At 61.3% G+C, this 26,334-nt stretch carries 27 protein-coding genes, 1 tRNA gene and 2 pseudogenes; 11 read left to right on the top strand and 19 right to left on the bottom strand.

From position 1 onward, the window contains the following. Positions 1 to 36: 36 nt before the first annotated feature. The 3 genes from RLEG4DRAFT_RS34975 to RLEG4DRAFT_RS34965 are packed head-to-tail and all read left to right on the top strand — an operon-like array spanning position 37 to position 1,348. The gene (locus tag RLEG4DRAFT_RS34975) at positions 37 to 618 is read left to right on the top strand and encodes a TetR/AcrR family transcriptional regulator (RefSeq protein WP_003583930.1); all 582 of its coding nucleotides are present in this window, start codon (positions 37 to 39) and stop codon (positions 616 to 618) included. Then, positions 615 to 974 carry a nuclear transport factor 2 family protein gene (locus tag RLEG4DRAFT_RS34970; RefSeq protein ID WP_003583928.1) on the top strand — a complete coding sequence of 120 codons (360 nt, stop codon included), beginning with the start codon at positions 615 to 617 and terminating at the stop codon, positions 972 to 974. Before RLEG4DRAFT_RS34975 ends, RLEG4DRAFT_RS34970 begins: the two co-directional genes overlap by 4 nt. Next, positions 971 to 1,348, top strand: a complete 378-nt coding sequence (locus RLEG4DRAFT_RS34965; protein WP_003583927.1) for a TfoX/Sxy family protein — start codon at positions 971 to 973, stop codon at positions 1,346 to 1,348. The genes RLEG4DRAFT_RS34970 and RLEG4DRAFT_RS34965 overlap by 4 nt, the downstream gene beginning before the upstream one ends. A gap of 87 nt (positions 1,349 to 1,435) precedes the next feature. On the opposite strand, the gene RLEG4DRAFT_RS34960 is transcribed toward RLEG4DRAFT_RS34965, so the two are convergent. After that, on the bottom strand, positions 1,436 to 1,846 hold the full coding sequence (locus RLEG4DRAFT_RS34960; protein ID WP_003583926.1) for a hypothetical protein: 411 nt from the start codon (positions 1,844 to 1,846) through the stop codon (positions 1,436 to 1,438). Between the two features lie 618 nt (positions 1,847 to 2,464). Here RLEG4DRAFT_RS34960 and RLEG4DRAFT_RS34955 point away from each other — a divergent pair. Then, positions 2,465 to 4,018: a putative bifunctional diguanylate cyclase/phosphodiesterase gene (locus RLEG4DRAFT_RS34955; protein ID WP_003583925.1), complete on the top strand. Its 1,554-nt coding sequence runs from the start codon at positions 2,465 to 2,467 to the stop codon at positions 4,016 to 4,018. A 53-nt stretch (positions 4,019 to 4,071) separates the two neighbouring features. Here the strand turns inward: RLEG4DRAFT_RS34955 and RLEG4DRAFT_RS34950 are convergent, their stop codons facing one another. From RLEG4DRAFT_RS34950 to RLEG4DRAFT_RS34910, 9 genes are all read right to left on the bottom strand, one after another. Next, positions 4,072 to 5,109: a proline racemase family protein gene (locus RLEG4DRAFT_RS34950; RefSeq protein WP_003583924.1), complete on the bottom strand. Its 1,038-nt coding sequence runs from the start codon at positions 5,107 to 5,109 to the stop codon at positions 4,072 to 4,074. 52 nt (positions 5,110 to 5,161) lie between these two features. Then, entirely contained in the window at positions 5,162 to 6,412 is a 1,251-nt protein-coding gene (locus RLEG4DRAFT_RS34945; RefSeq protein WP_003583923.1) for an NAD(P)/FAD-dependent oxidoreductase, read from the bottom strand. 151 nt (positions 6,413 to 6,563) lie between these two features. Continuing rightward, on the bottom strand, positions 6,564 to 7,841 hold the full coding sequence (locus RLEG4DRAFT_RS34940; RefSeq protein WP_003583922.1) for an alpha/beta hydrolase: 1,278 nt from the start codon (positions 7,839 to 7,841) through the stop codon (positions 6,564 to 6,566). A 545-nt stretch (positions 7,842 to 8,386) separates the two neighbouring features. Then, the gene (locus RLEG4DRAFT_RS34935) at positions 8,387 to 9,268 is read right to left on the bottom strand and encodes an aldo/keto reductase (RefSeq protein WP_003583921.1); all 882 of its coding nucleotides are present in this window, start codon (positions 9,266 to 9,268) and stop codon (positions 8,387 to 8,389) included. A 215-nt stretch (positions 9,269 to 9,483) separates the two neighbouring features. Further along, a complete protein-coding gene (locus RLEG4DRAFT_RS34930) occupies positions 9,484 to 10,119 on the bottom strand; it encodes a TetR family transcriptional regulator (RefSeq protein ID WP_003583920.1) in 636 nt (211 codons plus the stop codon). A 19-nt stretch (positions 10,120 to 10,138) separates the two neighbouring features. Further along, positions 10,139 to 10,810: a class I SAM-dependent methyltransferase gene (locus RLEG4DRAFT_RS34925; protein WP_003583919.1), complete on the bottom strand. Its 672-nt coding sequence runs from the start codon at positions 10,808 to 10,810 to the stop codon at positions 10,139 to 10,141. A 433-nt stretch (positions 10,811 to 11,243) separates the two neighbouring features. Next, positions 11,244 to 11,546, bottom strand: a complete 303-nt coding sequence (locus tag RLEG4DRAFT_RS34920) for a hypothetical protein (RefSeq protein ID WP_003583918.1) — start codon at positions 11,544 to 11,546, stop codon at positions 11,244 to 11,246. Between the two features lie 155 nt (positions 11,547 to 11,701). Then, positions 11,702 to 12,073 (bottom strand): hypothetical protein, encoded by a 372-nt coding sequence (locus RLEG4DRAFT_RS34915; RefSeq protein WP_003583917.1) that lies wholly within the window; start codon positions 12,071 to 12,073, stop codon positions 11,702 to 11,704. Between the two features lie 191 nt (positions 12,074 to 12,264). After that, entirely contained in the window at positions 12,265 to 12,585 is a 321-nt protein-coding gene (locus tag RLEG4DRAFT_RS34910; RefSeq protein WP_003583916.1) for a hypothetical protein, read from the bottom strand. A gap of 296 nt (positions 12,586 to 12,881) precedes the next feature. Here RLEG4DRAFT_RS34910 and RLEG4DRAFT_RS34905 point away from each other — a divergent pair, with 296 nt between their 5' ends. Then, entirely contained in the window at positions 12,882 to 13,580 is a 699-nt protein-coding gene (locus RLEG4DRAFT_RS34905; protein WP_003583915.1) for a class I SAM-dependent methyltransferase, read from the top strand. Between the two features lie 89 nt (positions 13,581 to 13,669). Here the strand turns inward: RLEG4DRAFT_RS34905 and RLEG4DRAFT_RS58750 are convergent. Next, positions 13,670 to 14,258: pseudogene (locus RLEG4DRAFT_RS58750) on the bottom strand (hypothetical protein). Between the two features lie 295 nt (positions 14,259 to 14,553). Here RLEG4DRAFT_RS58750 and RLEG4DRAFT_RS34895 point away from each other — a divergent pair. Next, positions 14,554 to 14,928, top strand: a complete 375-nt coding sequence (locus RLEG4DRAFT_RS34895; RefSeq protein ID WP_432416831.1) for a hypothetical protein — start codon at positions 14,554 to 14,556, stop codon at positions 14,926 to 14,928. 44 nt (positions 14,929 to 14,972) lie between these two features. Then, positions 14,973 to 16,456: pseudogene (locus RLEG4DRAFT_RS41070) on the top strand (hypothetical protein). Between the two features lie 18 nt (positions 16,457 to 16,474). Here the strand turns inward: RLEG4DRAFT_RS41070 and RLEG4DRAFT_RS34885 are convergent. Beyond that, positions 16,475 to 17,077, bottom strand: coding sequence for a pyridoxamine 5'-phosphate oxidase family protein (locus RLEG4DRAFT_RS34885; RefSeq protein ID WP_003583910.1), 603 nt, complete (start codon positions 17,075 to 17,077; stop codon positions 16,475 to 16,477). 8 nt (positions 17,078 to 17,085) lie between these two features. Further along, positions 17,086 to 17,790 carry an SDR family oxidoreductase gene (locus tag RLEG4DRAFT_RS34880; RefSeq protein ID WP_003583908.1) on the bottom strand — a complete coding sequence of 235 codons (705 nt, stop codon included), beginning with the start codon at positions 17,788 to 17,790 and terminating at the stop codon, positions 17,086 to 17,088. Positions 17,791 to 17,894: 104 nt separating this feature from the next. On the opposite strand from RLEG4DRAFT_RS34880, the gene RLEG4DRAFT_RS34875 reads away from it, so the two are divergent. Beyond that, complete coding sequence (locus tag RLEG4DRAFT_RS34875) at positions 17,895 to 18,770, top strand: LysR substrate-binding domain-containing protein (protein ID WP_003583903.1); 876 nt, start codon at positions 17,895 to 17,897, stop codon at positions 18,768 to 18,770. A gap of 38 nt (positions 18,771 to 18,808) precedes the next feature. On the opposite strand, the gene RLEG4DRAFT_RS34870 is transcribed toward RLEG4DRAFT_RS34875, so the two are convergent. Both RLEG4DRAFT_RS34870 and RLEG4DRAFT_RS34865 read right to left on the bottom strand, forming a co-directional pair. Then, positions 18,809 to 19,105: a hypothetical protein gene (locus tag RLEG4DRAFT_RS34870; protein WP_003583902.1), complete on the bottom strand. Its 297-nt coding sequence runs from the start codon at positions 19,103 to 19,105 to the stop codon at positions 18,809 to 18,811. Between the two features lie 56 nt (positions 19,106 to 19,161). Further along, complete coding sequence (locus tag RLEG4DRAFT_RS34865) at positions 19,162 to 19,341, bottom strand: hypothetical protein (RefSeq protein ID WP_003583901.1); 180 nt, start codon at positions 19,339 to 19,341, stop codon at positions 19,162 to 19,164. A gap of 301 nt (positions 19,342 to 19,642) precedes the next feature. On the opposite strand from RLEG4DRAFT_RS34865, the gene RLEG4DRAFT_RS34860 reads away from it, so the two are divergent. The 3 genes from RLEG4DRAFT_RS34860 to RLEG4DRAFT_RS34850 all read left to right on the top strand — a co-directional run bounded on the left by RLEG4DRAFT_RS34860 (position 19,643) and on the right by RLEG4DRAFT_RS34850 (position 21,187). Further along, the gene (locus tag RLEG4DRAFT_RS34860; RefSeq protein WP_003583900.1) at positions 19,643 to 20,164 is read left to right on the top strand and encodes a hypothetical protein; all 522 of its coding nucleotides are present in this window, start codon (positions 19,643 to 19,645) and stop codon (positions 20,162 to 20,164) included. A gap of 82 nt (positions 20,165 to 20,246) precedes the next feature. Further along, entirely contained in the window at positions 20,247 to 20,492 is a 246-nt protein-coding gene (locus tag RLEG4DRAFT_RS34855) for a DUF982 domain-containing protein (protein ID WP_003583899.1), read from the top strand. 269 nt (positions 20,493 to 20,761) lie between these two features. Then, positions 20,762 to 21,187 carry a hypothetical protein gene (locus RLEG4DRAFT_RS34850; protein ID WP_003570730.1) on the top strand — a complete coding sequence of 142 codons (426 nt, stop codon included), beginning with the start codon at positions 20,762 to 20,764 and terminating at the stop codon, positions 21,185 to 21,187. A gap of 115 nt (positions 21,188 to 21,302) precedes the next feature. Here RLEG4DRAFT_RS34850 and RLEG4DRAFT_RS34845 read toward each other — a convergent pair whose 3' ends face one another. The 4 genes from RLEG4DRAFT_RS34845 to RLEG4DRAFT_RS34830 form a co-directional block, all read right to left on the bottom strand. Further along, on the bottom strand, positions 21,303 to 21,896 hold the full coding sequence (locus RLEG4DRAFT_RS34845; RefSeq protein WP_003583898.1) for a DNA methylase: 594 nt from the start codon (positions 21,894 to 21,896) through the stop codon (positions 21,303 to 21,305). Positions 21,897 to 22,053: 157 nt separating this feature from the next. After that, positions 22,054 to 22,130 (bottom strand) — tRNA-Arg (locus RLEG4DRAFT_RS34840). Positions 22,131 to 22,253: 123 nt separating this feature from the next. Further along, complete coding sequence (locus RLEG4DRAFT_RS34835; protein WP_003583897.1) at positions 22,254 to 23,786, bottom strand: ATP-binding protein; 1,533 nt, start codon at positions 23,784 to 23,786, stop codon at positions 22,254 to 22,256. Between the two features lie 362 nt (positions 23,787 to 24,148). After that, entirely contained in the window at positions 24,149 to 26,146 is a 1,998-nt protein-coding gene (locus RLEG4DRAFT_RS34830) for a methyl-accepting chemotaxis protein (RefSeq protein WP_037095012.1), read from the bottom strand. Positions 26,147 to 26,334: the final 188 nt, after the last annotated feature.

Below are 26,334 nucleotides of genomic sequence, written 5' to 3'. Positions count from 1 at the left end.
TCATTCTAGAACAAATGATAAAAAATCGGAGCGATGATGGGCCGAACGCGGGAATTCGATGAGGCAGCAGTCCTGACCGGGGCGATGCACATCTTTCGCAAGCACGGCTATCAAGCTGCATCGATCCGAGACCTCGAGGAGGCGACGGGCCTCAAAGGCGGGAGCATCTATCACTCTTTCGGTGACAAGGCCGGCCTCTTCGATGCGGCATTCGGGCATTACAACCGGACGGTGCTGGAAGGACGGATCGAGCGGTTTGCGCCGCCGGGAAGCGGGCTTGACGGTTTACGCGAACTGTTCCTGTCGCTGCTGCATGAGCCCGACGATGGCTCGCTCGGCTGCCTGATCACCAACATGGCGGTGGAGTTCGGAGGTGGTGGCAAATCGCATCCGCGTGTCGAGGCAGCGCTCGGCCTGCTTCGCACCACATTCCGCTTAAGGCTCAGCGAGCTGTCGACCTTCGCGCGAGACGCGGATGGAGCCAGGGCTGACAGGACAGCCATACGCCTGCTTGCCTTCTATCAAGGCCTTCTCGTGCTCATTCGCGGCGGCGAAGACAAGGCCGGCTTGCGGCAGGCGATCGAAGACGAATTCAATCAACTGGAGACACGGTTATGACAGCTGAAGCACTATGGAATCGATATGCAGCCATCTGGTCGTTGACTGCTGACGCGCGCGAGCCGGAATTGTCGGCCTGTCTTGCCGATGATGTGACTTATTGCGATCCGAATGGAGAGATCGCCGGGCGCGCTGGTCTCTCGGCCTACATGGCCGGCTTCAAGGAAAGCGTACCGGCGGGCCGGTTTAAAATATTGAGCGTCCTCCATCACAATGAACGCTCGCTGGCACGCTGGGAGCTGCGCCACGAGGACGAGACTGTCCTGCAAACGGGCACGAGCTTCGCAATAATCTCCGATGGCCGGTTCGGCGCAATCACCGGCTTCTTCAATCCGCCGCCGGAGCAGCGGCCATGAGCAGTGCGGCGACACGCGGGCTGGCGCTCGACTTTGCGAGCCAGATCGCCCCAGCCGGCTCCATCGATATCAAGCGCTTTTTCGGCGGATCCGCCCTGGTCCGGGACGGCGCGCAGTTCGGATTTGTGATGAAGGGCATTTTGTACCTCCGCGTCGACGACGCGATGCGCGCGGAGTTCGAGACAGATGGCTCGGAGCCGTTCCGCTACCGCGCTGCCGGCAGGGAGGTGACGGTTCGCCGCTACTACGCAGCTCCGGCACATGTGGTCGACGATCCCGCGCTGCTGCGCAGCTACGCGGAGCGCGCATTGCACGCGGCCGCCACGCTCGGCCGGAGACGGCCCGAGATCCCCGCCTTCACCGCGTCCGGCTGATGCCGACTCCCGGCGCGTCGCCTCTGAAGGAACGGACCGGCATGTGCCGATCCCCTTTCGCGCGTAAGATGTGGCCGTCCGTTTCTCTTACGGTCTCGCTTTGTGCAGAACGTCAATCAGCATTGTATGTTGTGCGCCACCTTCCGCGTCGCGGCTTATGAGAGCAACCGTCTCGAAGAGAACTTCGATCATGACGTCATTGAAAGATATAAGCCAAAGGCGCGGATTTAGGACCTTCCATTTCGCCGTCTCCTCACCGCCAATAATTTCATTGAAAGCCCAAGGATTGACCACGTACCTGCACTCTTTCAGGCCGTGAATGGTCATCGGCGTTATTCGGAAATCGATGACCTCAGCGAATTTGAGCACGACATTGTCGCCTCCCTCGCGCCCAGAGGTTTCATAGCACACGAAAGCGTCATTCCCGTCGTACAGCACGGCAGGGTTTGCAACGGTTCCTATCTGCGGGTAGCCCTCTGGGGGACTTGATACTTGCATGGTTCTGTCGCGTACCTATCGGTGAAAACATCGGGACACGGTTCGAGGTTATTAGATTGACCGTGAGAAGGGCAACCATTGTATCACCAAGGCCGTTTGGTTTTGGCCCCACTGCAGATCCATCCTACCTTGTCTCTCGACGTATCACCCGCGGCGAAATGCGCCATCTGCCTCACGTGTACGACCCGCACCTACGCCGCCGATCGGCTCGTTCAATCAAAGGGAATGTCGCTTGGGACGGGTGATCGTCGCCGGCCGTCCCCAGACATCAGTCAAAGCGAAGCCGCTGGGATGCGGATCGGCAAGATCGAGCGCCGCCTCGGTCAGGCCGAAGCCGCGGCCGGTGATGGCTGGGCGTGGTCAAGCCTCGTCCGATTCGCGGGAGATCTATCCGATCTGCGAATCAAAACGCCCGCACCTGCGGCCAGGCAACTCAGCGTTAACCTTCGACGTTCAGAAAAATCTTTGCGACATGTCGGTGGTGCGCGTTAAATCAACCACGGCAAGCCGGCCTCTTAGTTCCGCCCGAATGAGTTGTGGCGGTCTTCGACCACCGCCAGGGACGATGCGGTTCTGAACTGGCCATGATGGCTCTCCACCCAACAGGAGCCTATTGCTATGCCGCGCATCCCAGCGACCAGACCCCAGATTGAGATCCTGGCCTGGCTCTTGATCTTCCTGCTTCTCTTCTGTCTGTCCTGGTGCTTCCATTGGCATGAGGGGCTGGATAGGTTCATCGAGCGGCATCACGACTATCCGCTGGACCACGCGCTCCTTGCGCTGAACATCTCCGGTTTTCTGGGGCTGTTTTATTCCGCGCTGCGGATCCGGGATCTTTCGAGAGAGGTTCATCGCAGGCTGCAGGCCGAAAAGAACGTGGACTGGATTGCCTGCCACGACACGCTGACGGAGCTCCCCAACCGGAGATTTCTGGATTCGAAATGCTCGCAGGCGATGGCCGAACAAAGGGCACACGAAACCTTTGCCGTGTTCAGCATCGATCTCGACGGCTTCAAGAAGATCAATGACCTGCTGGGGCACGATCATGGCGATGCTGTGCTGAAGACGGTTGCGCAGCGGCTCTCCGCCCTCTTTCCCCGCGACCATGTTTTCCGCCTTGGCGGTGACGAGTTCGTCGTTCTGGCCCAGCGCGTTGGAAATCCCGATCTTGCCGCCTTGGGGGACCGTATCGTCAGCGTGATCGGCAAACCGTTCACCTTCAACGGCGCCGCCGTCGACCTCGGCGCCAGTGTCGGCTTCGCCCTTTATCCGGAGGACGGCGGCGACCTCGGTGAAGTCATCCGGCATTCGGACTGTGCGATGTATGTGGCGAAAAAGCAGGGGCGCAATCTGGTGAAGCCCTTCGTGCTTTCGATGCAGGACGACCTGGCGAAACGGATTCGAATAGAGGCGGATCTGCGCGCGGCGATCAGGAAGGCTGAGATCGTTCCCTATTATCAGCCGCTGGTGGACCTGAAGACGAACAAGATTATCGGCTTCGAGGCGCTGGCGCGCTGGAAAACGGCATCCGGCGCGTTCATCCCGCCGAGCGAATTTATTCCGGTGGCGGAGGAAGCCGGCCTGATTGTCGAACTGACGGACCAGTTGCTTCGCCGCGCCTGCACCGATGCGCTTTCCTGGCCAAGCGAGCTTGTCCTGTCCTTCAACCTTTCTCCGATCCAACTGAGCGACCGGTTGCTCGGCTTACGGATTCTCAAAATCTTGGGCGATGTCGGCCTTCCCGCGCACAGGGTCGAGCTTGAGGTGACGGAAAGCGCCATCATCCAGGACGCCGTCACTGCGCGAATCGTCCTCGACGATCTGGTGAATGCGGGGGTCAGGATTGCGCTCGACGACTTCGGAACGGGCTATTCCAGCCTCTCCCAGCTGTCCAACTACCGCTTCGACAAAATCAAGATCGACAGGAGTTTCGTCGCCTCGTTCGAGACCAATGACAAGCAGGACAAGGTGATCAAGGCCATTATCGCTCTCGGTACCGGACTTGGCGTGACGATAACGGCCGAAGGCATCGAAGAGGAAAGCCAGCTTCAGCGGCTTCAGGATCTCGGTTGCGATATCGGCCAGGGATATCTGCTCGGCAGACCGGCGCCGATCGCGGAGATCGCCGCATCACGCCGCCACCAGGATTTTGCAACGCCGTTAATGGCATGATCCGCCCGGAAGAGGTGCGTTGGATCCGAACGGCGGAACCATGCCCCTGAAGATCAAATCTCCCCGGCCGACGGTCCCCAGACATCGGTGAGCGCGAAGCCGCCGGGATGTGGGTCGAAGGGGTCGAGCGCCACCTGGGTGAGGCCGAAGGTGAAGCCGCGGCCGGTGATGGTCGGGATGACCGCGGGGCGGCCGGCGACCTCGGTGACCGCCTGCAGGCCGACCTCGAATTCGGAGCCGATGATCGATTTCGAGGTGAAGACATCGCCGGCTTTGGCCTTGCCACGGGCATGGAGCGCGGCGAGATTGGCGGAATTGCCGGTGCCGCAGGGCGAGCGGTCGGCACGCCCCGGCCACATGGTGGTGCAGGTGCGCACCGTGCCGTCGGCCTCGGTATCGCGGAACATCACGTACGCGACGCCTGAGATTGCCGGGATCTCGGGATGGACGACCTTGATGTCGCGGTTGATCAGCTCTTTCAGGATCATGCCCGCCTGGACGAGACCGGCGGCATTGGCCTTCTCGATCTTGAGATTGATCTGGCCGACATCGACCAGCGCATAGAAGATGCCGCCATAACAGAGATCGGCCTTGATCTTCCCCCAATGCGGCGTGTCGATTTCGACGTCGAGCTGATGGACGAAGGACGGCACCATGGTGAGCCTCACCTTTTCGCAGCGCCCGTCGCGGCAGGTTGCCGTCGCCTTGACGAGGCCGGCCGCGGTTTCCAGCGTCACGATCGTCTCCGGCTCCTGCATCTCGACGATGCCGGATTCGAGCAGGGCCGTGGTGACGCAGATCGAGTTCGAGCCGGAGCTGGCATGCGCCTGGTCGGGCTGCAGGATGATGAAGGCGGCATCGGCCTCCGGGTGTCTTGCCGGCAGCAACAGGTTGACCGAGCCGATCGGCGCGCCGCGCGGCTCCAGGCATAGGAAGCGGCGAAGCTCATCGCCCTTCGGATCGGTGTTCAGCCAATGCAGCTGAGCTGCGATGGTGTCGCCCGGGATTTTCGGCACGCCGCCGATTGCGACGCGGCCGATTTCGCCCTCGGCATGGACATCCAGCAGCTGGATCGTGCGCTTCCATCTCATATCGAAAACTCCGGTTCAGACGTGGCGGGCGACGTCATCGATGCGGTTCTGTTCAGTATCGATCTATGCGGAATGGGGTCATGTCGATCGGCGGCTTAGTGCCGCCCACCATATCGCCGATCAGCCGCGCTGTCGTTGCGGCATAGGTCAGGCCGAGATGGCCATGGCCCGTCGCATAAAAAACCCCCGGCATCTTCGACGACGGCGAAATGATCGGGATCGTATCGGGCAGCGCCGGGCGATGCCCCATCCAGTCCGCCGCCTCCTCGACTTTGAGACCCGGCAGCGCGCGCTGGGCATGGCGCACCAACACCCGCGGGCGGCGGAAATCGGGAGCGGCGTCAAGACCGGCGAGTTCGACATTGCCGCCGACGCGGATGCCGCCCGCCGTCGGCGTCACCATGAAGGCGCGCGCTGGCCAGATCATCGAATAACGCATGGATATGCCGGGCTTCATGATCTGCGTGTGATAGCCGCGCTCGGTTTCGAGCGGGATCGGCTCGCCGAGCTTGGCGGCAAGGAAACGGGTGTGCACACCGGCGGCAAGCACGACGGAACCGGCCTCGATGCGGCTGCCATCCTCAAGGAGAACGACCACGGTGCCATCGCCCTTGCGCTCGATGTTCCTCACAGCGCCGGAGACGAAGGCCGCGCCTGCGGCTTTGGCCGCTTCAGTCAGTTTGACCACCAGCTGATAGGGATCGCGGATCGACTTATTGTCGGGGAGCAGCACGGCTTTGGCGATCGAAGGCGACAGGGCCGGCTCATAATATTGGATGGCGCCGTTGCTCAGCACCTCGAATTCGAGGCCGTAGCGCTGCATCATGGCGAGATGGCCGCGGTCGGCGGCAAATTCCGCCTCGGTCTCGTAGATCGCCAGGCAGCCTTCCTCGGTCATCAGCTCGGGCGCACCGATCGCCTCGAGCATCTGCCTGAAATCGGAAAGCGCCCGCCGCGACAGGCTCATGCCGGCATCCTCGATCGCTCGAAGCCGCGAAGGGCGACCAGCCGCAAGGAAACGCAGGAACCAGGGCAGCATCTTTGCCGCATAGGACGGGCGCAGCCAGACCGGGCCTTCGGGATCGAGCAGCCAGCCGGGCATTTTCTTCCAGGTCGAGGGGCCGGAACCGGCAACGAAATCGAGCGCGATGCTCGCCATATTGCCGTAAGACGTGCCGCGCCCCGGCTCGGCCTTGTCGATCAGCGTCACCGCAAGGCCACGCCGCTGCAATTCGAAGGCGATCGAGGCGCCGATCACGCCCGCGCCGACGACCACCACCCTCTTTTTTGTCTCATCCGCCATGCCGTCAACCCACCCACACGGCAGACCGAATTGCCGTTCGCCCCTCTGATATATCAGATCGGCAGTGATGCCTAGAGAACCTCTTTGTTTTCTCGCAACTCCGAAACGCAAAACCGCCGTGCACTTTTGCTGGAATTGCTCGGTGGAATTTTTACTGGCTTTCCGGCAGGCCGGCGCCGACGCTGTCGCCGACCGAGCCGACGGTATTGTCCATCGATTGGCCGAGACGCTTCAACTGCGCATCGTAATTGCGCCGGGTGCGCGGATCGAAGATTGCGATCGGCGTGCTGACGGCGACGCTGACCGCACTTCCGGCGGTCTGGGCAGCCCCCATCGCCACCGCGCCGACGGCTTCGCCGAGGCCGACATTGGAATCGGTGATCGTCTGGCCGGCAATCAGCCGGTCGCCGATCAGCTTCACAACTTCCGGGCTTTCGGCGAATTTGCCGTGGTTCAGCCGGTCGCCGCCCTTGAGCTTGGTCAGATCGAGCACGGTGATACCGGCCGCCTCGAGCTTGCTGCGATAGGGTTCGACGGAAGGATCGATCTGGCCGAGGCGATCGACATTGCCGGAGATGCGCCGCGACAAAGCCAGAGCCCGGTCATCTCTGGAGACAAAGATGGTGAAATGCGGCTTGTCCTTGCCGAGGCTCATGAACTGGCGGCCGAAGACGTCGACATCGAGATCCGGCGAGGCAAGGATGACATTGTTGATCTTCGAGGCGACGTGACCGTTGCGGATCGCCATCTGCCGGAGCGCCTCGACGGTCAGCCAGGTACCCATCGAATGGGCCATGACGGTGACGTCGCTGACGGCGGGATTGGCGGCGGTGCGGGTGAGCAGCTCCTCCAGCGCGTCGCGGGAATAGTTGGTGCTTTCCTTGTCGTAATTGTAATCGAAGATGCTGGCGCGCGACGGCCAGGTGAAGACGACGGGCGCGACGTCGGCATGCGAATCATGGACGATCTGCGCGAAGCGGTAGACGGCGTCCTCATACCGATTGTTGAAGCCGTGCACGAAGACCAGCACGCGGCGACTCCTAGGCATGTGGCCCTTCAGCCAGGTCTCGCCCGCCCGCTCGCCTTCCAGCGGATCGACGGATACGGTGACGAAGTCGCGCAGCGGATCGGCCGGCAACCGCTTTGGCCATTGCACCTGGCCGACCTTGCGATTGGCTTCCGGCGGGATCGAGATATCGACGGCATTGACGGTCAGCCCCGTACCGCGTTCGCCGGAGAACAGCACGGCCGGATTGTCGTCGGCAGCGCGCGTCGTCGCCACGAGAAGATCGACCTTCGAGGTGCCCGGCGGCACAGTGCCGGCCGCCTGCATGACGCCGATCGGCCTGCCGCCGCAGCCGGCGAGCGCGAAAGCCGCCAGCAGAAGACCTGTCAGAGCCGCCCGCGGGCCGCGCCATTTGCCGATCATGATCAAACTCCAACCGGTGCGCGCACCGGACAGGCGACGCCCGTTCAAATAGGCTGACGAGGCTTGCCGAGTCAAACCGGATGGGCTGGAAGCTTGAGCGGAAAAAGAAAAAAGCCCGACGCGGGAGGAGGTGCGTCGGGCTCTTGATCCTGACTGACAACTGGGAGGAGGAGTGTTGTCAGTCCGATGTAAGAGCGCTGGGAGGAGGAGTGCGCTGCTTACGAAGATAGTAATAGCCCATTCATTTGATTCGGAATAGCGAAAATACCGCAATGCAGCAATGCAGTGGGTGCAATGCTTGCCCTTAAAATGACAGACCGCCGCCTCATTTTTCAGCATGTTTGATCGGATGGTCAAAATTGTGCCGAGAATTTCGCCTGGATGATCAATCCTTAAATTACCGTTCGCGCAGATAACGGCCCCTCACCCTGACCCTTGCCGGGGTCGAGACGTGTGGCTCGACCCAGGCAAAGGTGCCGGCAGGCGGATGAGGGCTGGCCCGACCGGACAACCGCATGGGGCGGCCGGCGGGTTACACCCACCCCTCACGCCGCCTTGAAAACCTTCCGACCCTCACCGTCGAGCGCCGAGAATTCCTCGTCCGAGAGCACAATATCCACCGCCGCGACGTTTTCCTCGAGGTGCTTCACCTTCGAGGTGCCGGGGATCGGCAGCATGACCGGGCTGCGTTTCAGCACCCAGGCGAGCGCGATCTGGCTCGGCCCGGCATTGTGCTTTTTGGCGATGCTATCGAGCAGCGAGCCTGGCTTGGCGAGGTCGCCGGCCGCCAGCGGATACCAGGGGATGAAGCCGATATTGTGCTTGGTGCAATAATCGAGCACATCTTCGCTGGTGCGGTCGACGAGATTGTAGCGGTTCTGGACGGTCGCGACCTTGAAGTGCTTCGAGGCCGCCTCGATGTCGGCAACGGAGACTTCGCTCAAGCCCGCATGACGGATCAGACCGGCATCGAGCAGCGACTTGATCGCATCGAACTGCTCCTTGGCCGGCACTTTCGCATCGATGCGGTGAAGCTGCCAGAGATCGATTTGCTCGAGGCCGAGATTGCGCAGGCTCTTATGCACCTGCTGGATCAGATATTCCGGGCGGCCGACGGGCATCCAGATATCGGGGCCTTGGCGGGTCAGGCCGCCTTTGGTGGCGACGATCGACTTGCCGCCATAGGGATGCAGCGCTTCCTTGATCAGCCATTCGGAGACATCGGGACCGTAAGAATCGGCGGTGTCGATGAAGTTGACGCCGAGATCAGGCAGGCGCTTCAGCGTGCGGATGGATTCGGCATGATCGGCGGGCTCGCCCCAGATGCCCTTGCCGGTGACGCGCATGGCGCCGAAACCGAGACGGTTGATCTCGATCTCGCCGCCGATCTTGAAGGTGCCTGACTTGGCTGCGTTAAGACTGGACATGGTCTTTCCTCTCCTGGTCAATGAAATTGTTAAAGTCGCTGGAACGGCGAGGTGCCGCCGGGTTCACCGGCCATCGGCGCGTGGTGATGATCCGCCGATCACGGTGATATTGAGAATCTGGCTGCTACAACGCTTGCACATATAGGAAGGCGCCGCGGGGACGCACAGGGACGGAACTGAAAATGCCGCAGCGTGCGCGGACTGAGCGACACCCGTCAAACCCTGTTCTTCGCCTGGTCGCCGAATTCCGCCAGGATCTTCCAGAGCTCGGCGAAGATCCCATGGGCGAAATCGTGCAGCGAGGCACCCGGCGGGCGCGCATGCCAGAGTTCGCCGCCGACGCGCAGCGCGCCGATCACAACAGCCGCAAGGACGCGCATGCGCGAGCGCTCTCCCGGATCATTTCCCTTGCGCAAAAGCAGCGCCTCGGCGAGCTTCTGTTCGAGCCTGGCATATTTCAGCTGGTCGCGGGCGTTCAGCGCCGGCGTGCTATGGATGAGTTCACCAAGCGCCAGGCTACGCTCGTCGACAGAGGCGATCACGGTTGCGGTGATCGCCGCCTCGACCGCCGCGACCGAGGGCTCCTCTGCCGGCCTTGCGGCGATCTCCGCCATTAGCCGATCGGCGAAACCATCCTGCCAGGCGAAAACCACCTCTTCCTTGGAGGGGAAATAATCGAAGAAACTGCGCTTGGAGACGTCGGCCGCTTCGGTGATGTCCTCGATGGTGGTGACCTCGAAACCGCGCTCGAGAAAGAGGGTCATCGCCGCGTGCTCGATGCGGTCGCGCGTCTGCCGCCGCTTGCGTTCCCGCCTGCCTTCCGTCGCCGCCGTCCGCTTGCTGTCAGCCATTTACGCCCGGCATCATCGTTCAGCCGCCGGTCTCGCTGGAAAAGGCGGCGACATCGTCGAGTTCGACTTCACTCTCACGATAGCTGAAGCGCTCGCGCGACAATTCCAGCGGCTTGCGGCGGGAAATCCTATAGACGGAGGCCGGCGGCAGGTTGCGCACCGTGCCGCCGATGCGCACCGCCTTCAGGCCGAGACGGTCGAGGATCGGCCGCGGCACCGGGCAGCGCGGACCATAGGTAAACTGATAGACGGCGCCGCCCGGCCGCATATAGGCGAAGGCGCCGGCCAGGATCGAGGCGATCTTGCGTGGCGACATCGATAAAAGCGGCAGGCCGCTGACAACCGCGCCGACCGGCTCGCCCTCGAAAATATCGGCATGGGCGAGTTGGGCCGCATCCATCTGCAATACGCGCGCTGTCGGGAACCGCGCCTGCAGCGCGGTGATGAACTCCGGACCGTATTCGATCAGTGTCAGATCCGCCTCGCTGACGCCACGCGCCAGCAGCGCCCGGGTGAAGACGCCGGTTCCGGGGCCGAGCTCGATGATCGGCCCGTCGAGTGCGGCAATTTCGCTGGTCATGATCCTGGCAAGTGAATCGCCCGACGGGGCGATTGCGGCGACCCGCAGCGGATTGCTGATCCAGGAGCGGAAAAAATGCAGGAAATCGGAGCATGCAGCCTTTGCGGTCATGACTGTCCCACCTGTCTGAAATTCGATTGATTATGAAAAGCGACCATCGCGGCGAGCATGGCAATTCCAAGGCAGATGCGTCAATCGCGCTTCGATGCGGCGTATCGCATCAGCGTCATTCACAAATTAGGTGATTCTGTACTTATTGCATTTTTGCACTTGATGCAACGTCTGCGGCGACTGTGAGGGGGAAATGTGCATTCCGTGCCGCCTCTCATCCGCCTGCCGGCACCGACCGGGGTCGAGCCACGGGTCTCGACCGGTCCTTCGGACCCCGCCTGCGGGGCGAAGGGGGCGTGCCGCGACCTCTCCGTTCCTCGCATACTTTGCGCAGGGCACGTCCCCTCTCCCCGTCATTACAGGGAGAGGGTTAGGGTGAGGGGCAAAACACAGGTCCGGCTGCATCGGCGTGAACGGGACTGCCGAGACCTCCTCAGTAATTGCAGCTGGAGCTGCTCGTCGGGTTGAAGCCGAGCTTGCAATCCATGTTGAGGGGCTTCTTCGGGTTCATCATATAGTGGGTCGGACCCATGCTGTCCCCGGCACGCTCGCCGATCGAACCGGTCGTGCGCCTGTCGTGGTCAAGCTTGGTTTGCTGCTGGACAACCGGTCGGGCGGTTGCGCCCTGCTCGGTGGCACTCGACTGGAGGGGAGCGGCAGCGGCTGAAAGGGCCGACAGGCCGAGGGTCGCACCGAGGGCTGCGGCCATCAGGCCGGTCTTGAAAGTGGTGGTCATGATCGTCTCCTTGGGAGGATTCAGGGAATTTACGACCCCGAGTTAGGAAGGCGATCTGTCACAAACTACAGTGCCAAAGCCGAGATCACAGACATGTGAGCGGGATGCCCCGAAGGAGAAAAAGGCGGCTCATCGCCGCCTTTTCATTTGCCGGCTCAATAGCCGTTATCGCAGGGCATACTGCCGGAACCGATCGATCCTGAGAACGTGGGGTTGCACATTTCCGGGGCTGCTGGTCTGTTCACCGGCTGACGGACGATGGAACCGGTGACACCGGATTCGACGCCGAATGCGGCAAGCGGGTACCAGTAGCCATCGGAATGGCGGCGGGTGCCGGGGCGCTCGGTGCGGAAGCCCTGATAACCATGCCAGGATCCGGCATGTGGTTTATATTGCTCCATTTTTACCGCCAGAAATTCGGGCGGCTGAACCGTCTGGACGGGGGCTGCCAGCGCTGGAGCAGTGGACGCAAGGGCGAGAAAAGCGCCGAGTGCGGCGGTGGAAGGGGCAAGTCTGAACATCTTCATGATAAACCCTCCTTCGTGGATTTATGTGAAGAAAATGCCTTTCCCGAGGCCTGAGTTCCGGGCTCCCATGCAACTTCCGGAACTTGTGATTGCAAGCGATCCGGCGTGACCAAATCGCCAAAAAACGTGAAAAGTCGCGATCGGCAGAAGGGCTCAAACGGCGCTGGGGCGGAAACGTGAATTCTCTGTTCTCAATTCGCGTATAATGTCCGGTAGCCCTGGCCGGAGAGGCAGGCGACATATTGCCGATGGGCAGCGGCGCGCGCCGTCGTTTCCGCCTCCAGCTCATCGGCCTCGGCATAGCCGGTCAGCTGGGCGCGCAGCTGATACTGGTTCCTCGCCTCGCGATACATGGCGTTGCCGTCGGTCATGCAGATGCCGTGGGCAACAGCAGGCGGATTGACCGGCACGCCGATCGCCAGCAGCACCGGATCATTGGCGTGGTCGATGCAGCCGGCCAGCGCCATGATCATCGCCAGGACTGCCGGAGCCCGCAAAATTCCAACCGTCATGCATTCCTCCGGCCGAAGCGCCTCTGAGTTCATCAGACCTGCGGGTACATCAGCAAGGTTGCGCGAAACTAGAGCATCTCCGTTTTTCTTCGAATCACGAAAATGCTCTATCTCTTTGTTTTGACGCAATTCCGGACGCAAATCTCTACGCACTTTTGCTGGAATTGCTCTAATGCATGTCGCCCGAGGCAAAAGCCGGGGCTTGCCCGGCCGTCCGAAAGTTTAAATATTGCTTAAATATTACATTAATGCTTACTTATAGTCGCAGACACTAATCTATCCGGGTGAGGAAGATTATGGCTTCGCCGTGGGTAAACGACGCGCTGTCGCATGCGCAATTAGCGTTTTCCAGCAAACTCAAAACCGATATCCTTGAAGTTGGCGGCGGCTCTCGCACCCATATCCCGTTGCAAGGCGCGCGATATACTGTCCTCGACATCTCGAAGGAGCAGCTCGCGAAGAACAGGGACGCCGCCGAGCGAATCCTCGGCGATGCTCAAACCATAGACTACGGGGATCGTCGCTTCGACGCCTGTGTCTTCTGGGACGTTCTCGAACATCTGGAAAGCCCGCGCGCCGCCCTGCTCAGAGCCCATGACACCCTGTCTCCCGGTGGCCTGGTGTTCGTGAAGGGTCCGATCCTGAGCTCGGCCAAAGGGATCTTCACCGACCTGACGCCCTGGTGGAGCCACGTGCTGTTCTATCGCTACGTCCTCAGGCAGAAAAACGCCGGCAAGCCAGGCTATGCGCCCTTTCGTGTCGAGCACGCCGCAGAGGCATCCCATTCGGAGATTGCCGGGACACTGAAGGACCTCGGCATGGATATCGTCTTCGTCGGCGAGTATGTGTCGACCCAGGTGCATGCGCTCAAGGACCGATTTCCCCCGCTTTATTGGCTTTATGAGGCTTTCGGTCTTCTGCTTCGCACCGTTTCGGCCGGCAAGATCGGCGGGCGGGAGACGGAGTTTCTGATCGTGGCAAAATGCCTTCGTTAGGCAACTCCCACCAAACTCTATATAGCACTGCGGAATCCCGAAATTGGTTGCGGCATTGAAATGCTTCAACATTTCCTGAGGCTCACCCCTCACGAAGCGCGGCGAATTTCGGGATCCCGAAGCGGCAGTATTTCGGGATTCCGAAGTGAGGTTTTTTTCTTCCCGGCCGACGCGGCCGCGTTTATCGGCGGCAAGCTTGCGGTCGGTCTCGGACCATCTCCGGCAGTTTTCGGCCGTGCACCCCTTCCACTCGTCGGTGGCTGGCGCACCCTCATGATCACCGACAAATGTCAGCGTGAACCGGTTGGGATGCGCGACCCCGCTGCCGGCCCGGCCGCGGCGAACTTTTACGAGTCCCTTATATTCCAGCTCGTCCAGAGCATCAGCGACATATTCGCCGGTGACGCCGTAGGCCACGAACTGGGGATGGGTCACGACCAGCTTGCCGTTCTCAAGTGCTGCGTGGGCGGTGTGCTCGATGACGATGCGAAAGAAGGCGCGGCAGGCATTGGCGCTCAATGTCGTGAAAGCCGGCGATTCCAGCAGCTGGATCGTCAACCATTGCCAGCGAAGGCTGCCGTCATCGCTGCCGCCGGGCGGCGCGGTATGTTTGCGCACCATCGCCCGCGTCTTTCCGGCACTGGTGCGGCTTTTGTCTCGCGGGTTGAATTCCACCATCAGCCCCTCCCCCCTGTTGCCGGCCGATCCTTCGGCAAGACTCCCGCTCTGCTAGACCGGGAATTCAGTTCATAAAGCGGGCGACGGCCCCGGCGCGTCCGGGCGATCACCGCGCCGATAAGGAAAAATTTGCTCGACATCCGGCATTCCATGGTTGCAATTGCGAGCAAGCTAGCGCAAAAGTGACCGGCGATATAGGAAAATATTCTTAGTTTGGATCTTATGTCACCCGAGCCTGGCTGCTAAGATGTTGACAGGTGAATCACACACGTCCGGGACGGTGCAAGTGATCGGTATGGGGGAGAAGCACATGGTGACTTACGGCAAGCGTCTGCTGGCATTGCTTTCAATCTTTCTTTGGAGCGCCGTCCATGCCTTTCCTTGCGATCAGCCCATCGTGCTGTCCAACTGGAAGTCCTGTCAGATCGCTTCGTTGAGCAAAGAGGGTGGCGACGCTGATTGGAAGGCAGTACCTGCATGGACTCGCAGCAAAGCCATAAGCCGGTATTTCTTGAATGATCCGCGTTCGCTGGCCAACCACGGGCTTTGCAACGCCAAGTTCCACCGCGTCGTTGTCTGCTGGCCGGGATGGGATGAGGGCAACAAGGACGAATGCTCTTATCGCATTTGCGACGGCGCCTCATGGAAAAGAATACCGGAAGGGGGCTGATCTCAGGCCACCGCCATATCCTTCAATCTCAGAGGCCAGCCAGCATGAAATCACCACACTGGAGAAGAGTTGTCTGGTTTTGCGTCTGCGTCACGCTCTCCAGTCCGGCATGGTCCGACGACGGCTTCACCATCCCGGGCTATGCGCCGGCGACCGGCGTCGAGCATGGCTACAGCGTTCAAAAAGCCACCGAAACCGATATGTCGTTTTGGTTCGACAAGCCCGCCTCGGTGACGGCGCGCGGTGCGTTTCGCCAGCGCATGAGCGTCCTGTCGCGGGATGAAAACGGCATGCGGGTGCGCTGGTCCCTCAACGCCGATCTGCCGGCAGGCACCGCAGGTCCTGCCGACAGCTATCAGATGAACCTGCTCTATCGCAATTCCCTGACAGCCTATGGCACCACCACGCTCGAACTGGCAACGGACCTGAACGGCTATCCCAACAATCTCTCCGGCGTCGATCAGATCCTGGCGCATATGCGGGAGATGGCCGCCAATGGGCCGGGCGGGGCCGCCGCAGCTGGCGCCTCGGCGACGCGGGCAAGCGGTGTCGATGACATCATCAGCAAGATAGAGCAGAATCCTCTACTCATTGCAGTCGCCCTGGTGCCGGAGGCGCAACTGCTGGCGACAGGACAATCCTATCAGGACGAGGTCATGCAGATCGGCCAGCCCCTGGCGGTGTCGCGGACCGAGGATTATGGCGGCGTCGATGTGCCCGTGGTGTCGACCTGGACCCTGGAATCCACCGACGCGGCCACGCGCACCGCGACCCTGTCGCTATCGGAGGAATTCGATCCCGCGGCGTTCAGCCAGTCGCAGCAGGCGGCGATCACCAAGATGATGACGGCATTTCCCGACCGGGTAAAAAGTCTTGCTGCCGATCAACTGGATTCAATCAAACGCGCCAGCAAGAACCGAAGCGCTAAATTCGTGGTGTCGCTGGACGATGGTTCGGCGGTCGAAGCAACCGAGACCGTCAGCATGACGGCGGGCGGCTCGACGTTGCGCATATACACCCACATTCTGCGTGAGGATATGCCGGCGCGCTTGCCGCTTCCCACCGTCCTGACGGCGAAGGATCTGCAGACGCCCGATCTGCATGTGGAGCCACTGCCATCGGCCGACGCTGCACCAGGCATCCTGGATGAACTTTCCACGCCGCTGCGCCACCAGCATCGCAGGATAGCACCGTTGCCGCAGGCAATCAGGGAGCCAAGGCGATCGCGCCGGTCTCGCTTGCGGTGAAGAGTGCGGAGATAGCCCGGTCTCCCATCTCCTACGACCAGGGACTGAATATCGTGCTTACCCCGGAAAGCGCAGCCATTTTCCGCGATTTCACCCAGGCGGCATTGGGGCGGCAAACGCAGTTGCTGATCAACGACAAGGTCGTGATGGAACCCTGGATGCGGGAGCCGATCATGGATGGCCGCATAGTTCTCTCGGGAGCGGATCGGAAAGAATTGGAAGCGATGGCGGAACAGTTGAGGGTTGCCGGAGCTTCGATCGTCGTCCGGCTGCGCCCGTGAGGGCGCCACCGATCCCTGTCATGGATTGATCCATCGACTGGCTGCAACGGCGCCCGTCTCGTCGTAGGTCAGCAGCGCTCTGCGATTGCCCTGCCGGCGCAACTGGAACCAGTCCAGCGTCCGGGCGCGAAAGATCAACAGGCCGAAATGCGGCTTTCCCTTAGGCTCATCCACAGGCTTCGGCAAAGCCGCCTCATCGATGGCGTCAGGCTCGTCGCCGGGCGGACCGCCGGCATACGTCATCCGCGTCCAGGTCGAGAGCTTGTCCCAGGCGGCCTTGGCGAGGTCGCTGCCGGAGGCATGGCGTTCGACCGTTCCCTGCAGCCGCAACTGCAATTGCGTCTGCAGGCAGAAGCCGAGCACCGTCGCATGCGGATTTTCCGAAAACTCACGCCATTTCGGGCTGCGCATATCGGTGTGAAATTCCAGAAGCCGCGATGAGCCGTCTGCGCGCCGCAGCACCACCATGCGGGCCTGCGGTCTTGCCTCGGCGTCGACGGAGCAGAGGTTCAAGAACCGGAAACCTGACTGCGGACCGGCCGCCGCCGTTCCCAGTTCCTCCCATGCAGAAGCGTCGATCTCGGCGAGGTTCGGCGGCACGGCTTCATGATTTGCTTCCATGGCCTGGCTCAGACTGAACGGCTAATGCCGCCATCGACGCGGATATTCTGGCCGGTGATATAGCCAGCACCTTCGGAGAGCAGGAAGGCAACCGTTGCCGCGATTTCCTCGGCGGTGCCATAGCGGCCCATCGGCACGCTGTCGCGCCGCTCGTCGGTGGCCGGCAGGCTGTCGATCCAACCGGGTAGGACGTTGTTCATACGGATGTTCTTCGGCGCATAAGTATCGGCGAAGATCTTGGTGAAGCTCGCCAGCCCCGCCCTGGCGACCGCCGAGGTCGGAAACATCGGCGACGGCTCGAAGGCCCATGCCGTCGAGATGTTGACGATGGCGCCGCCGCCCTGGGCTTCCATGATCGGCGCGACCAGCCGGGTCGGCCGCACGGCGCTGAGGAAATAGACCTCCATGCCCTTGTGCCAGTCCTCGTCGGAAATTTCGAGGATCGGCGCGCGCGGGCCATGGCCGGCAGAATTGACCAGCGCGTCGATCCGCCCCCATCTCTCCATCGCCAGATCGACGAGCCGCTTGACATCGTCGTTCACCAGGTTCGAGCCGGTGACCCCGACACCGCCCAACTCCCTGGCGAGCGCTTCGCCCTTGCCCGACGAGGAGAGCACCGCAATGTGATAGCCATCCTCGGCCAGCTTCCGTGCCGCGGCGGCACCCATGCCGGAACCGCCTGCGGTGATGAGAGCGACTTTTTCTTTCGACATCGGAGCCTCCAACGATTGATTTGCCTCACACTATGCCAGAGATGACGCCGAGTTTCCCGCCAGAAAGAAACGTGCGAGACTGTAGAAAATCTACTGGAATTGCCATGATGCAAACTCGCCGCAAGCTGCCGCCGCTGAATGCCCTGCGCGCCTTCGAGGTTTCGGGCCGCAGGTTGAATTTCCGCGCCGCCGCCGAGGAGCTGGGCGTCACGCAAGGGGCGGTTGCCCAACAGGTTCGGGCGCTGGAAGATCAACTCGGCCTGATGCTGTTTCAGCGCCTGCCGCGCGGCCTGGCCCTGACCTCCCAGGGTGCTGCCTATCTTGCCGATGTGAGCCGCGCCTTCGACACGCTCGGTGAGGCGACGGGCCGGCTTCTCGCACGGCCGGACGCCGTGACGATCAGCGTCACCCCAACCGTCGCCGCCAAGCTGTTGATCCCGCGCCTTGCCGAGTTCAAGGCGGCGCTTCCCGACGTGGAACTGCGCACGGTCGCCACCGAGGCGCTGTCCGATTTCGACCGTGATCAGGTGGACATTGCGGTGCGCCTGACCCGCGGGCCTTTTCCGGCCTCGCTGGAGGCACGGCTGCTGTTTCGCCACGAACTCGTCGCCGTCGCCAGTCCACATCTGGTCAGGGGCCTGGACCTTCCGCTGACCGCCGATACCCTTCGCATGCTGCCGCTTCTGCATGACACGCTCAGTTCCTGGCCGCTCGTCCTACGGTCGCGCGAGAAGCTGCCGGGTGCCGTGTTCAACCACACGACGCTGGCGCTTGATGCCGCGCTCGCCGGCCAGGGCGTCGCCCTGGCATGCAGGGCTTTCGTGGCGGCGGATCTCGAGGCCGGGCGGCTGGTGCAGGTGACGGATGCGACGACGACAATCGAACCCGACTATTTCCTGATCCGCAAACGCTCGTCATCGCCGCGAAAGGCCGTCGATGCGGTATGGCACTGGTGTGCAGCACGGCTGGCGCTCGACTGATGCAGAGCGGCACAGGAGAACGACATACATAAGAGAAGCTATGGCGCGCCTTCAGGGATCAGAAGGATCAGCGCTCCCTCACGCGCCGCGTCGCTGATTGTCGGTGAGATCTGCCGCAGTGGCCCACGCGCAATGAGCCCCTCCGGCCCAGGGCGTTTCCCGGGACCCGGATCGGCAAAGGCTGAAAACTGATAATCCGAGTCGGAGATCGCCATGAAGGATGTCGCGACGATCGCTTCGCCGCAGGCGGCGCAGCGCAGAATGTACGAGCCGCGGTGGACGATCGCTTCTGTTTTATCCAATCCGCACGAGGGGCAGGCCAAGATATCGTTCATCGGTTCACTCCAGCGTGGGGCACTCTCCGGCCCCTGCCCTTCCGAATATGGTCATCCTATGAGGCAGCGGCCAGAATGATGGCTATGACAAGCAGCATCGGACCCATCCATTTGAAGTGACGAACCAGCGGCGGGGTGGCCGCGTAACCTGGCATCGGCAGATAACCAAAGCCCACGGATGTCATCCACAGGCCGGCGCAAAACATGATGATTTCGTCGATATAGGCTGCGATCATGGCTCTCCTGCCGTCGTAAGGACATTGCGTCAATCTCCGTCTCGACAAGCAAAGCCGCTCATCACGGCATGGGCCGCATCAAAGAGAAGTGCCGCACATCGCCATGAGCCGAGCTTAGCTTGCGATCAAGCTTCCGGGACAAGGTTTCTCCGGGCCTGCCATCGAACATCACTTAAACATCTGGCGGCACATTCGAAAAGGCGGAAAATAAACTTAAAGTGGCAAAACCATTTCGAATCCCGTAGGCATCTGGCATTCGCAAACGGATGCGACCCGCTACAGCCATTTTTAGGAATATTTCATGCACAAAGCCAAATTCCTTCGCTCCGCTGCCCTCGCGCTCTGCGCCGCTATTCAGATTTTCCAGGCCGAAAACACTATGGCGGCTTCGGCCAATGCAAAATTCTTTGACGCGGCCCTTTGCAAACCACCCTATACGATGACGTCGGCAATGGAGATCTACGATGCCGCGGAAGCTCTGGCCAAGCCGGACACCTCGTCGCTCGGTGCGGCGATCTACAAGATCCCGAACCAGATAGGCCGCGACGGCTTCAAATCGACCGAGGTGTTCTTTGCCAGCAACGCGGTCGGAATTCTGGTCGAGGGCCAACGCGCTGACGATCTGGCAGCAAAATACGGGTTGAAGCCGGAGACCTCGGACCTGCTCGGAACATCCACCAAGGGCTATTCGCGCGAGCTTCCGGCAGCCCAGCAGCCGGAACCTGGACTTGCCGGGCCTGGAAAGGTTTCCATCGTCGCCCGCCAAGGCGACGCCTTGCCGGGCAAAACATTGCTGGCATGTGAATTCACTCAGGATTTTTAAGAGGCGCCATGCCTCGCCACGCGCGATAAACTGCCTTATCTGAGGAGGCAGCAGAGAGCACGCAGCGGAGGTTCCTCAGACAATGCAGACCATTTGGAAGAAGCCGGTGACGCTGGCCCTCGAAGGCCCGGATCAGTGGGTGGTCATCCAGACGACCCAGGCCGCAACATGGGCGTTGATCGAAGACTGGCCGACCGAAGACGGTCCGGCCCTGGATCGGGCGTGTGCGGTCTGCGCCGATGTCATGTCGGGGAAGCGAACCCGGGAAGAGGCGCGGCGTGCCTTTATCGAAGCTGCAATCGAAGCCGGCATCCCGATCAAGGAGTAGGGCCAGGGCATTTGGACTCGGTTGGGCTTGATGCCTCCGCCCAGTTGCACGAGCCGGCGGTTTCCGGCACTGCTGCGGTCTTTGTCCGCGGGTTGCCACCACAGCGCCCATCGCCACAATATTGTTCGACAGTCAACATTCCACGGTTGCAACGGCGAGCAATCTAGCGTAAGAACATTTCATGAACTAGGAAAAAAATCTTATGGCGGTTTGGAGATTACCTGATCCCGTCAAATGATGACAGGTAATTGCACGCGGTGGAGGCCAGGATGCGAAAGGTCGGCATGAGGAAGAAGGGCGCGATGGTCTATGGCCAGCGGCTGTTGGCATTGGTTTCGATCCTGCTGGGAAGCGCTGTCCAGGCCTTTCCCTGCGATCAGCCGGTTGTAATTTCCAATTGGTCGCTCTGTGCGATCGCCAATGTCAGCGACGAGGGTGGCGCCGCGGATTGGAAAGCCGTTCCTGCATGGACTCGCCAGAAAGCCATAAGCGCGTATTTCGGAAACGAGCCGAGGCTCCTGGCAAACCACGGCCTTTGCAACGCAAAATTTCAGCGCGTGGTAACCTGCCTGCCGGGTTGGGAAATGGGCGACCCGGATGAGTGCTCATATCTGATTTGCAGTGGCTATTACTCATCCGCGCTCGGGAAGGAAGAAAGGGAAGACTTTGAGAGAGACTACCCGACCGCTCAATAGTTTTTCGGTTCGCTGCCTTGGGCAGTCACTGGAGCGGCCGTCGCGGCAAACTTTTCAGCCCCTTGCGTTCTTGAACACGAGGCACTGTGTGAACCGGTTGCCGTTTTCCACTGCTTCAGACCAATTCACCATAATCCCCTTCAAGCGTCATAACCTCTGACAAAGCTCTTCCTAGATCCCAGACAAGGGGGGAGAATTGTTCATTGGTCAGATTGTCGGCCTGAACGACAAGGTAAGCGTTTGCCTTCATGCGTTTGCAGATCTGGCCGTATATTTCCTGCATTCTTTTCAGATAAACGCCATAGCCATCATATTCCGGATCGCCGTTATAAAGCGGGTTCCATTTATGCCAATGGGGCATGTATGGCGGCGATGTGATGCAAAAATCCATCTCCGGAAAATCGAAGGCTGCCAGCTCTGCGCTATCACCACAAACCAGATGATGCTTTGTCGTGATGCGTTGCTTGACCCATTCATATCGCTGCCGGTCGGCTTCTGTCCCATAAGGGATTCTGCCCCGCTGCTCGCAGACAAAGAAAGTCGTTCCCAAGCCCACAAAGGGATCGAAGACGGCGTCTCCTGATTTTGTGAACCGATCCAGCAAGGCCGACACCAAATCGCCGGGAAACCTGATTTCATCCCCGTTCTGAAAGTCCGGCAAGGGAAATTGATGTCGGTTCGAGACGGTCAATAATTCTGAAATTGTCACGGCAAACTTCCTCCGCAGACAAGAGCCACCGGACCAGTTCCGCCGCTCAGACTATGGGAAAAAATGCTGGTTCAGTTACGCACAGTATCGGAGCAACACGTCAGATGACGTTACCCTTCAGGAGCCAAGCGCGGATGAAAGCTGATAAAAAGGAAAATGGCGCACCCGAAGAGATTCGAACTCCTGACCCCCAGATTCGTAGTCTGGTGCTCTATCCAGCTGAGCTACGGGTGCGTGCAATTGCGGCGGTGCCGCTTGCGTGGGCGATCCTCTAAAGCGTCCTTCGGGACAATGCAAGAGCATTTCTGAAAAAATCGCGCGTTTCAAAGTTTGCGGCCGCGTGCCTTTGAAATCCCGTCACTTCTCGAGATGCGTCCGGCTGCGGTAATCCTCCAGCGAAACCGGGCGATCGGGGATCTCGATGCGGAACTGGGTTCCCGCAGTCGGTTTTTCCACCAGTGCGATGGTGCCGCCATGGGCCAGGACCAGCTCGCGGGCGATGGTGAGGCCGAGGCCGGTGCCGCCGGAGCGGGCGGAGCCGCGGAAGGCGGCAAACAGGTTCTGGCGCGCCTTCAAAGGCATGCCGGGGCCGGTATCATCCACGGTGATGCTGACGACGCTGCCGACGCGCTGGGCGGCGACGGTTATGCGCCTGACGGCGCCCGGGGCACCCTCGCCCGGCGCGGTCAGCGCCTGCAGCGCGTTGCGGCAGAGATTGTGGATGACCCGGAACAGCTGTTCGCCATCGGCATCGACCTTGAGATCGGCGCCGATCTGCTCGGTGAATTCGATGCCGCTTTGCGGATCGATCGCCAGCATGTCCTTGACGTCCTGGGTGAGTTCCAAAAGCAGGATATGGCGGCGGCGCGGGGCGGATTCGCTCGCCTTGCCGTAGGACAGGACCTCGGTGGTATAACCGACGGCGCGGTCGATGGTGCGCAAAAGCTTCGGGGCGAAGCTTTTCACCATCGGATCGTCGACATCGACCAGCCGGTCCGACATCAGCTGCGCCGAGGCCAGGATATTGCGCATGTCGTGATTGATCTTGGAGACGGCGAGGCCGAGAGCGGCGAGGTTCTTCTGCTGCTTCAGCGTCTTCTGCAGCTCCATCTGCATCGAGGTCAGGTTGCGGCCGGCGACCGCCAGTTCGTCGCGGCCGCCATCGCCGATATAGATGTGGGCGGGGTTTTCGGGATCGGAAGAGAATTGCTGCATGCTGCCGGTCAGCCGGCGGATCGGGCCGATCAGGATGCGGTTGATCGCAAAGAAGATCAGCGTTGCGGTGAAGAGCGAAATCAGCACCGACAACAGCAGAACGTTGCGGGCATAGGCAAACATCGCGGTGCGCAGCTGCCTGTCCCTCATCACCACCTCGACACCGGTATTGGTGTCGCCGACGGGGCCGTAGACGCGGATCATTCTGTTGCCGCCGAAGATCAAGGTGTCGAGCGCATCGCGTATCGCCGTTGCCGGCGGCACGTCGGTGAGATCATAGGCTTCGTCGACCGAGGTCGGCATATCGGTCGTCGCCAAGAGCCGCGAGGTGCCGTCCTTGCGCAACACGATCGCCTTGGTACCGGTCGCCTCGAGCGTCTCCTTCTGCAGCGCGCGCGGCAGCTCGACCGGCTGCAGACCATCGATGACGATGGCGGCGGCAGCGGCCGTGTTCAGCCTTTCCTCCAGCCAGCGGATGCGCATGCTGGCGACCGAGGGGAAGAAGATCAGGATCTCGGCGAGCATGATAAAGATGACGGTAAGCCAGAGCAGCTTGCCCGAGAGTCCACCGAACATGCCGCCGAACATGCCAACAGACGGGCACGGCGCCCTTGCGGTCTCGCCGGCCGCGGGAATATCCGCCGAAGGATTGTCGCCCTGATCTTGTACCGGCATTCTGGTCTCGCCCGATCGGCGGCGTGTGGCCGCCCTCACCGTTGGAGCTCTATATTAGACCAAAAGGCTCCGCTTTCAAATCTTTGCGAGCAGCGTCACGTCGTCACAAAGAAACGCCGCTTGTGAGGAGGAAGGCCCCTCCCCAACCCCTCCCCACAAGGGGAGGGACAAACCTGCGGCGCCCGCACAGCAAATATCAGCCTTTCCGCGGATGAAACGACGAAGTGGGAAGCGCCGGTGAGACAGGTTAAGCCCCTCCCCTTGTGGGGAGGGGTTTGGGGCGGGGTCTTTGCCCGGCGCGAACCGGCAGAAAAACTAACGCCGCCCGGAGGCGGCGTTAAAAGGCGCGTGATCAGGAGTGATCAGAACTCTTCCCAGCTCTGTTCGGCGGCGGCCGCGTTGCCGCCGAAGGCGCGGGCGACTTTGGCGATCGCGCGGCGGGCGGGCGAGGCGACCGGCCTTTGCGGCTCGTTGCGGACAAGCGCCACCGGTGCCGGGGCATCATTCGACAGCTTGAAGCGGGAAATCAGGTGCACCAGCCCGCCGGCTTCGGCCGAAAGCCTGTGCGTCGCGGCGGAGGTCTCTTCGACCATCGCGGCGTTCTGCTGGGTCACCTGGTCCATCTGGTTGACGGCGGTATTGACTTCCTTGAGGCCGGTCGACTGTTCGGTCGCAGCGGTCGCGATCGAGTGGATATGGTCGTTGATGGCGATGACGCGGGTGCCGATTTCGGCCAGCGCCTCGCCGGTCGCCTGGACGAGCTTGACGCCGACCTGCACCTCATTGCCCGACTTGGTGATCAGCGCCTTGATGTCCTTGGCCGCCTTTGCCGAACGCTGGGCGAGTTCGCGCACTTCCTGGGCGACCACCGCAAAGCCCTTACCGGCCTCGCCGGCGCGTGCCGCCTCGACGCCGGCATTCAGCGCCAGCAGGTTGGTCTGGAAGGCGATCTCGTCGATGACGTTGATGATCTGGCTGATTTCGCGCGAGGCCTGCTCGATGCGGCCCATGGCCTCGACGGCGTTGCGCACGACAATGCCGGAGGCGCCAGACTTGTCCTTGGCTTCGGAGACCATGACGGTTGCTTCATGCGCCCGCTCGGTGGAGTTCTGGACGACGGCAGTGATTTGATCGAGCGCTGCCGAGGTCTGTTCGAGGGCGGCCGCCTGCTGTTCGGTGCGCTTCGACAGGTCGTCGCTGGCATTGCGCAGCTCTGATGTGTTGCCGTTCATCGCTTCCGTCGTCTCGCGCACTTCGCGCATCGTCGCCTGCAGGGTGACGAAGGTATTGTTGACGTTCTGCTGCAGCTCGGCGAAGGCGCCCTGGAAGCTGCCGCGCATCGTCTGGGTCAGATCGCCTTCGGCAAGGCTGGCGATGACGCGGCGGGTTTCGCCAATGCCGGTATCGACGCTCGACAGCAGCGTGTTGATGTTGCCGGCGAACTGGTTGAGGTTCTCGTCCTCATAGTCCTTGCTGATGCGGTGGCTGAAGTCGCCGGCCGCAGCCGCGGCCACGACGACCGACATGCTTGACTGCAGGTCGTCGCTCTTGGCGCGCATCGCCGCCTCCTGGGCGTTCAGGCGCTTGATGGCAAGGCCGTTCGCCTTGAAGACCGCAACCGCTGCGGCCATCTCGCCGATTTCGTCCTGGCGCCCGGCAAAGGGAACCTCGGCCTCGAAGTTGCCGTCGGCGACCGCCTTGATCGCCTGGGTGACACGCTTGATCGGGCGGCTCAGATGGCTGGTGCCGATATAGAAGCCCATGCCGATGCCGGCTGCGATGCCGATGCCGGTGATGCTGAGCACGAGCACCAGCACCCAGGAACGGAAACTCTCGATCTCGGCGTTGACGGTCTCCAGCGCGGCCTTATCGGTGGCGACGACCGCATCGATCTCAGCCTGGAACGCCTTGCGGTTGGCGCGGTTGGCGTCATTGTTGCCCTGCGCACTGGCGGCCTCGGGGCCGGCTTCCGTGCCGAGACGGGCGGTCTCGGCGCGGAAGGTGCGGAATTCGGCGGCGCGGGCGACGAGCTTGGCAAAATCGGCCTTCTCGTCCTCGGGGACGAGCGGCGCCCAGCCGGCGATGACCTTGTCGATTTCATCGAGGCCGGCCAGCAGGCCCTTGGCGAAGTTCGGCGTATCCTTGATCGTCTTTGCGGCATAGATGCCGCGCGATTCCATAACTACCGCGGTAACGAAACGGTTGAGGCGTTCGCCGGCATAGGCGCGGGCGGCAGCCTGCTCATAGGCCGTCAGGTTGCGACTATATTCGTGCATGGCCGACAATGCCGTTGCGCCGATCAAAAGCGCGACGGAGCCCATCACGCATACCAGCAGATTAATTTTGCCGCGGATCTTCAATGCACTGTCTCCTGAGCTACGCCACTGCCTGGAAAGCAAATTCCAGCCGATGATGCGAATATCGGCGAAATTCATTAAAGTTAGATTTCCAATATTTACGATTATGGCTGGGGAAAATTATCCAGGTTGAGCCCGATCGGCGCGCGCAAAGCCCTGAAAAACAGGACCATTCAGCTGCAACGAACTAC

Source organism: Rhizobium leguminosarum bv. trifolii WSM2297, assembly GCF_000271845.1.
Note: the sequence above shows the minus strand (reverse complement) of the source record. Positions and strands in the feature narration are given on the sequence as shown.

Bases quoted from the DNA above. Each gene is read 5' to 3' on its own strand.
- RLEG4DRAFT_RS34975 (WP_003583930.1), top strand. From the start codon at position 37: ATGGGCCGAACGCGGGAATTCGATGAGGCAGCAGTCCTGACCGGGGCG.
- RLEG4DRAFT_RS34970 (WP_003583928.1), top strand. From the start codon at position 615: ATGACAGCTGAAGCACTATGGAATCGATATGCAGCCATCTGGTCGTTG.
- RLEG4DRAFT_RS34965 (WP_003583927.1), top strand. From the start codon at position 971: ATGAGCAGTGCGGCGACACGCGGGCTGGCGCTCGACTTTGCGAGCCAG.
- RLEG4DRAFT_RS34960 (WP_003583926.1), bottom strand. From the start codon at position 1,846: ATGCAAGTATCAAGTCCCCCAGAGGGCTACCCGCAGATAGGAACCGTT.
- RLEG4DRAFT_RS34955 (WP_003583925.1), top strand. From the start codon at position 2,465: ATGCCGCGCATCCCAGCGACCAGACCCCAGATTGAGATCCTGGCCTGG.
- RLEG4DRAFT_RS34950 (WP_003583924.1), bottom strand. From the start codon at position 5,109: ATGAGATGGAAGCGCACGATCCAGCTGCTGGATGTCCATGCCGAGGGC.
- RLEG4DRAFT_RS34945 (WP_003583923.1), bottom strand. From the start codon at position 6,412: ATGGCGGATGAGACAAAAAAGAGGGTGGTGGTCGTCGGCGCGGGCGTG.
- RLEG4DRAFT_RS34940 (WP_003583922.1), bottom strand. From the start codon at position 7,841: ATGATCGGCAAATGGCGCGGCCCGCGGGCGGCTCTGACAGGTCTTCTG.
- RLEG4DRAFT_RS34935 (WP_003583921.1), bottom strand. From the start codon at position 9,268: ATGTCCAGTCTTAACGCAGCCAAGTCAGGCACCTTCAAGATCGGCGGC.
- RLEG4DRAFT_RS34930 (WP_003583920.1), bottom strand. From the start codon at position 10,119: ATGGCTGACAGCAAGCGGACGGCGGCGACGGAAGGCAGGCGGGAACGC.
- RLEG4DRAFT_RS34925 (WP_003583919.1), bottom strand. From the start codon at position 10,810: ATGACCGCAAAGGCTGCATGCTCCGATTTCCTGCATTTTTTCCGCTCC.
- RLEG4DRAFT_RS34920 (WP_003583918.1), bottom strand. From the start codon at position 11,546: ATGACCACCACTTTCAAGACCGGCCTGATGGCCGCAGCCCTCGGTGCG.
- RLEG4DRAFT_RS34915 (WP_003583917.1), bottom strand. From the start codon at position 12,073: ATGAAGATGTTCAGACTTGCCCCTTCCACCGCCGCACTCGGCGCTTTT.
- RLEG4DRAFT_RS34910 (WP_003583916.1), bottom strand. From the start codon at position 12,585: ATGACGGTTGGAATTTTGCGGGCTCCGGCAGTCCTGGCGATGATCATG.
- RLEG4DRAFT_RS34905 (WP_003583915.1), top strand. From the start codon at position 12,882: ATGGCTTCGCCGTGGGTAAACGACGCGCTGTCGCATGCGCAATTAGCG.
- RLEG4DRAFT_RS34895 (WP_432416831.1), top strand. From the start codon at position 14,554: ATGGGGGAGAAGCACATGGTGACTTACGGCAAGCGTCTGCTGGCATTG.
- RLEG4DRAFT_RS34885 (WP_003583910.1), bottom strand. From the start codon at position 17,077: ATGGAAGCAAATCATGAAGCCGTGCCGCCGAACCTCGCCGAGATCGAC.
- RLEG4DRAFT_RS34880 (WP_003583908.1), bottom strand. From the start codon at position 17,790: ATGTCGAAAGAAAAAGTCGCTCTCATCACCGCAGGCGGTTCCGGCATG.
- RLEG4DRAFT_RS34875 (WP_003583903.1), top strand. From the start codon at position 17,895: ATGATGCAAACTCGCCGCAAGCTGCCGCCGCTGAATGCCCTGCGCGCC.
- RLEG4DRAFT_RS34870 (WP_003583902.1), bottom strand. From the start codon at position 19,105: ATGAACGATATCTTGGCCTGCCCCTCGTGCGGATTGGATAAAACAGAA.
- RLEG4DRAFT_RS34865 (WP_003583901.1), bottom strand. From the start codon at position 19,341: ATGATCGCAGCCTATATCGACGAAATCATCATGTTTTGCGCCGGCCTG.
- RLEG4DRAFT_RS34860 (WP_003583900.1), top strand. From the start codon at position 19,643: ATGCACAAAGCCAAATTCCTTCGCTCCGCTGCCCTCGCGCTCTGCGCC.
- RLEG4DRAFT_RS34855 (WP_003583899.1), top strand. From the start codon at position 20,247: ATGCAGACCATTTGGAAGAAGCCGGTGACGCTGGCCCTCGAAGGCCCG.
- RLEG4DRAFT_RS34850 (WP_003570730.1), top strand. From the start codon at position 20,762: ATGCGAAAGGTCGGCATGAGGAAGAAGGGCGCGATGGTCTATGGCCAG.
- RLEG4DRAFT_RS34835 (WP_003583897.1), bottom strand. From the start codon at position 23,786: ATGCCGGTACAAGATCAGGGCGACAATCCTTCGGCGGATATTCCCGCG.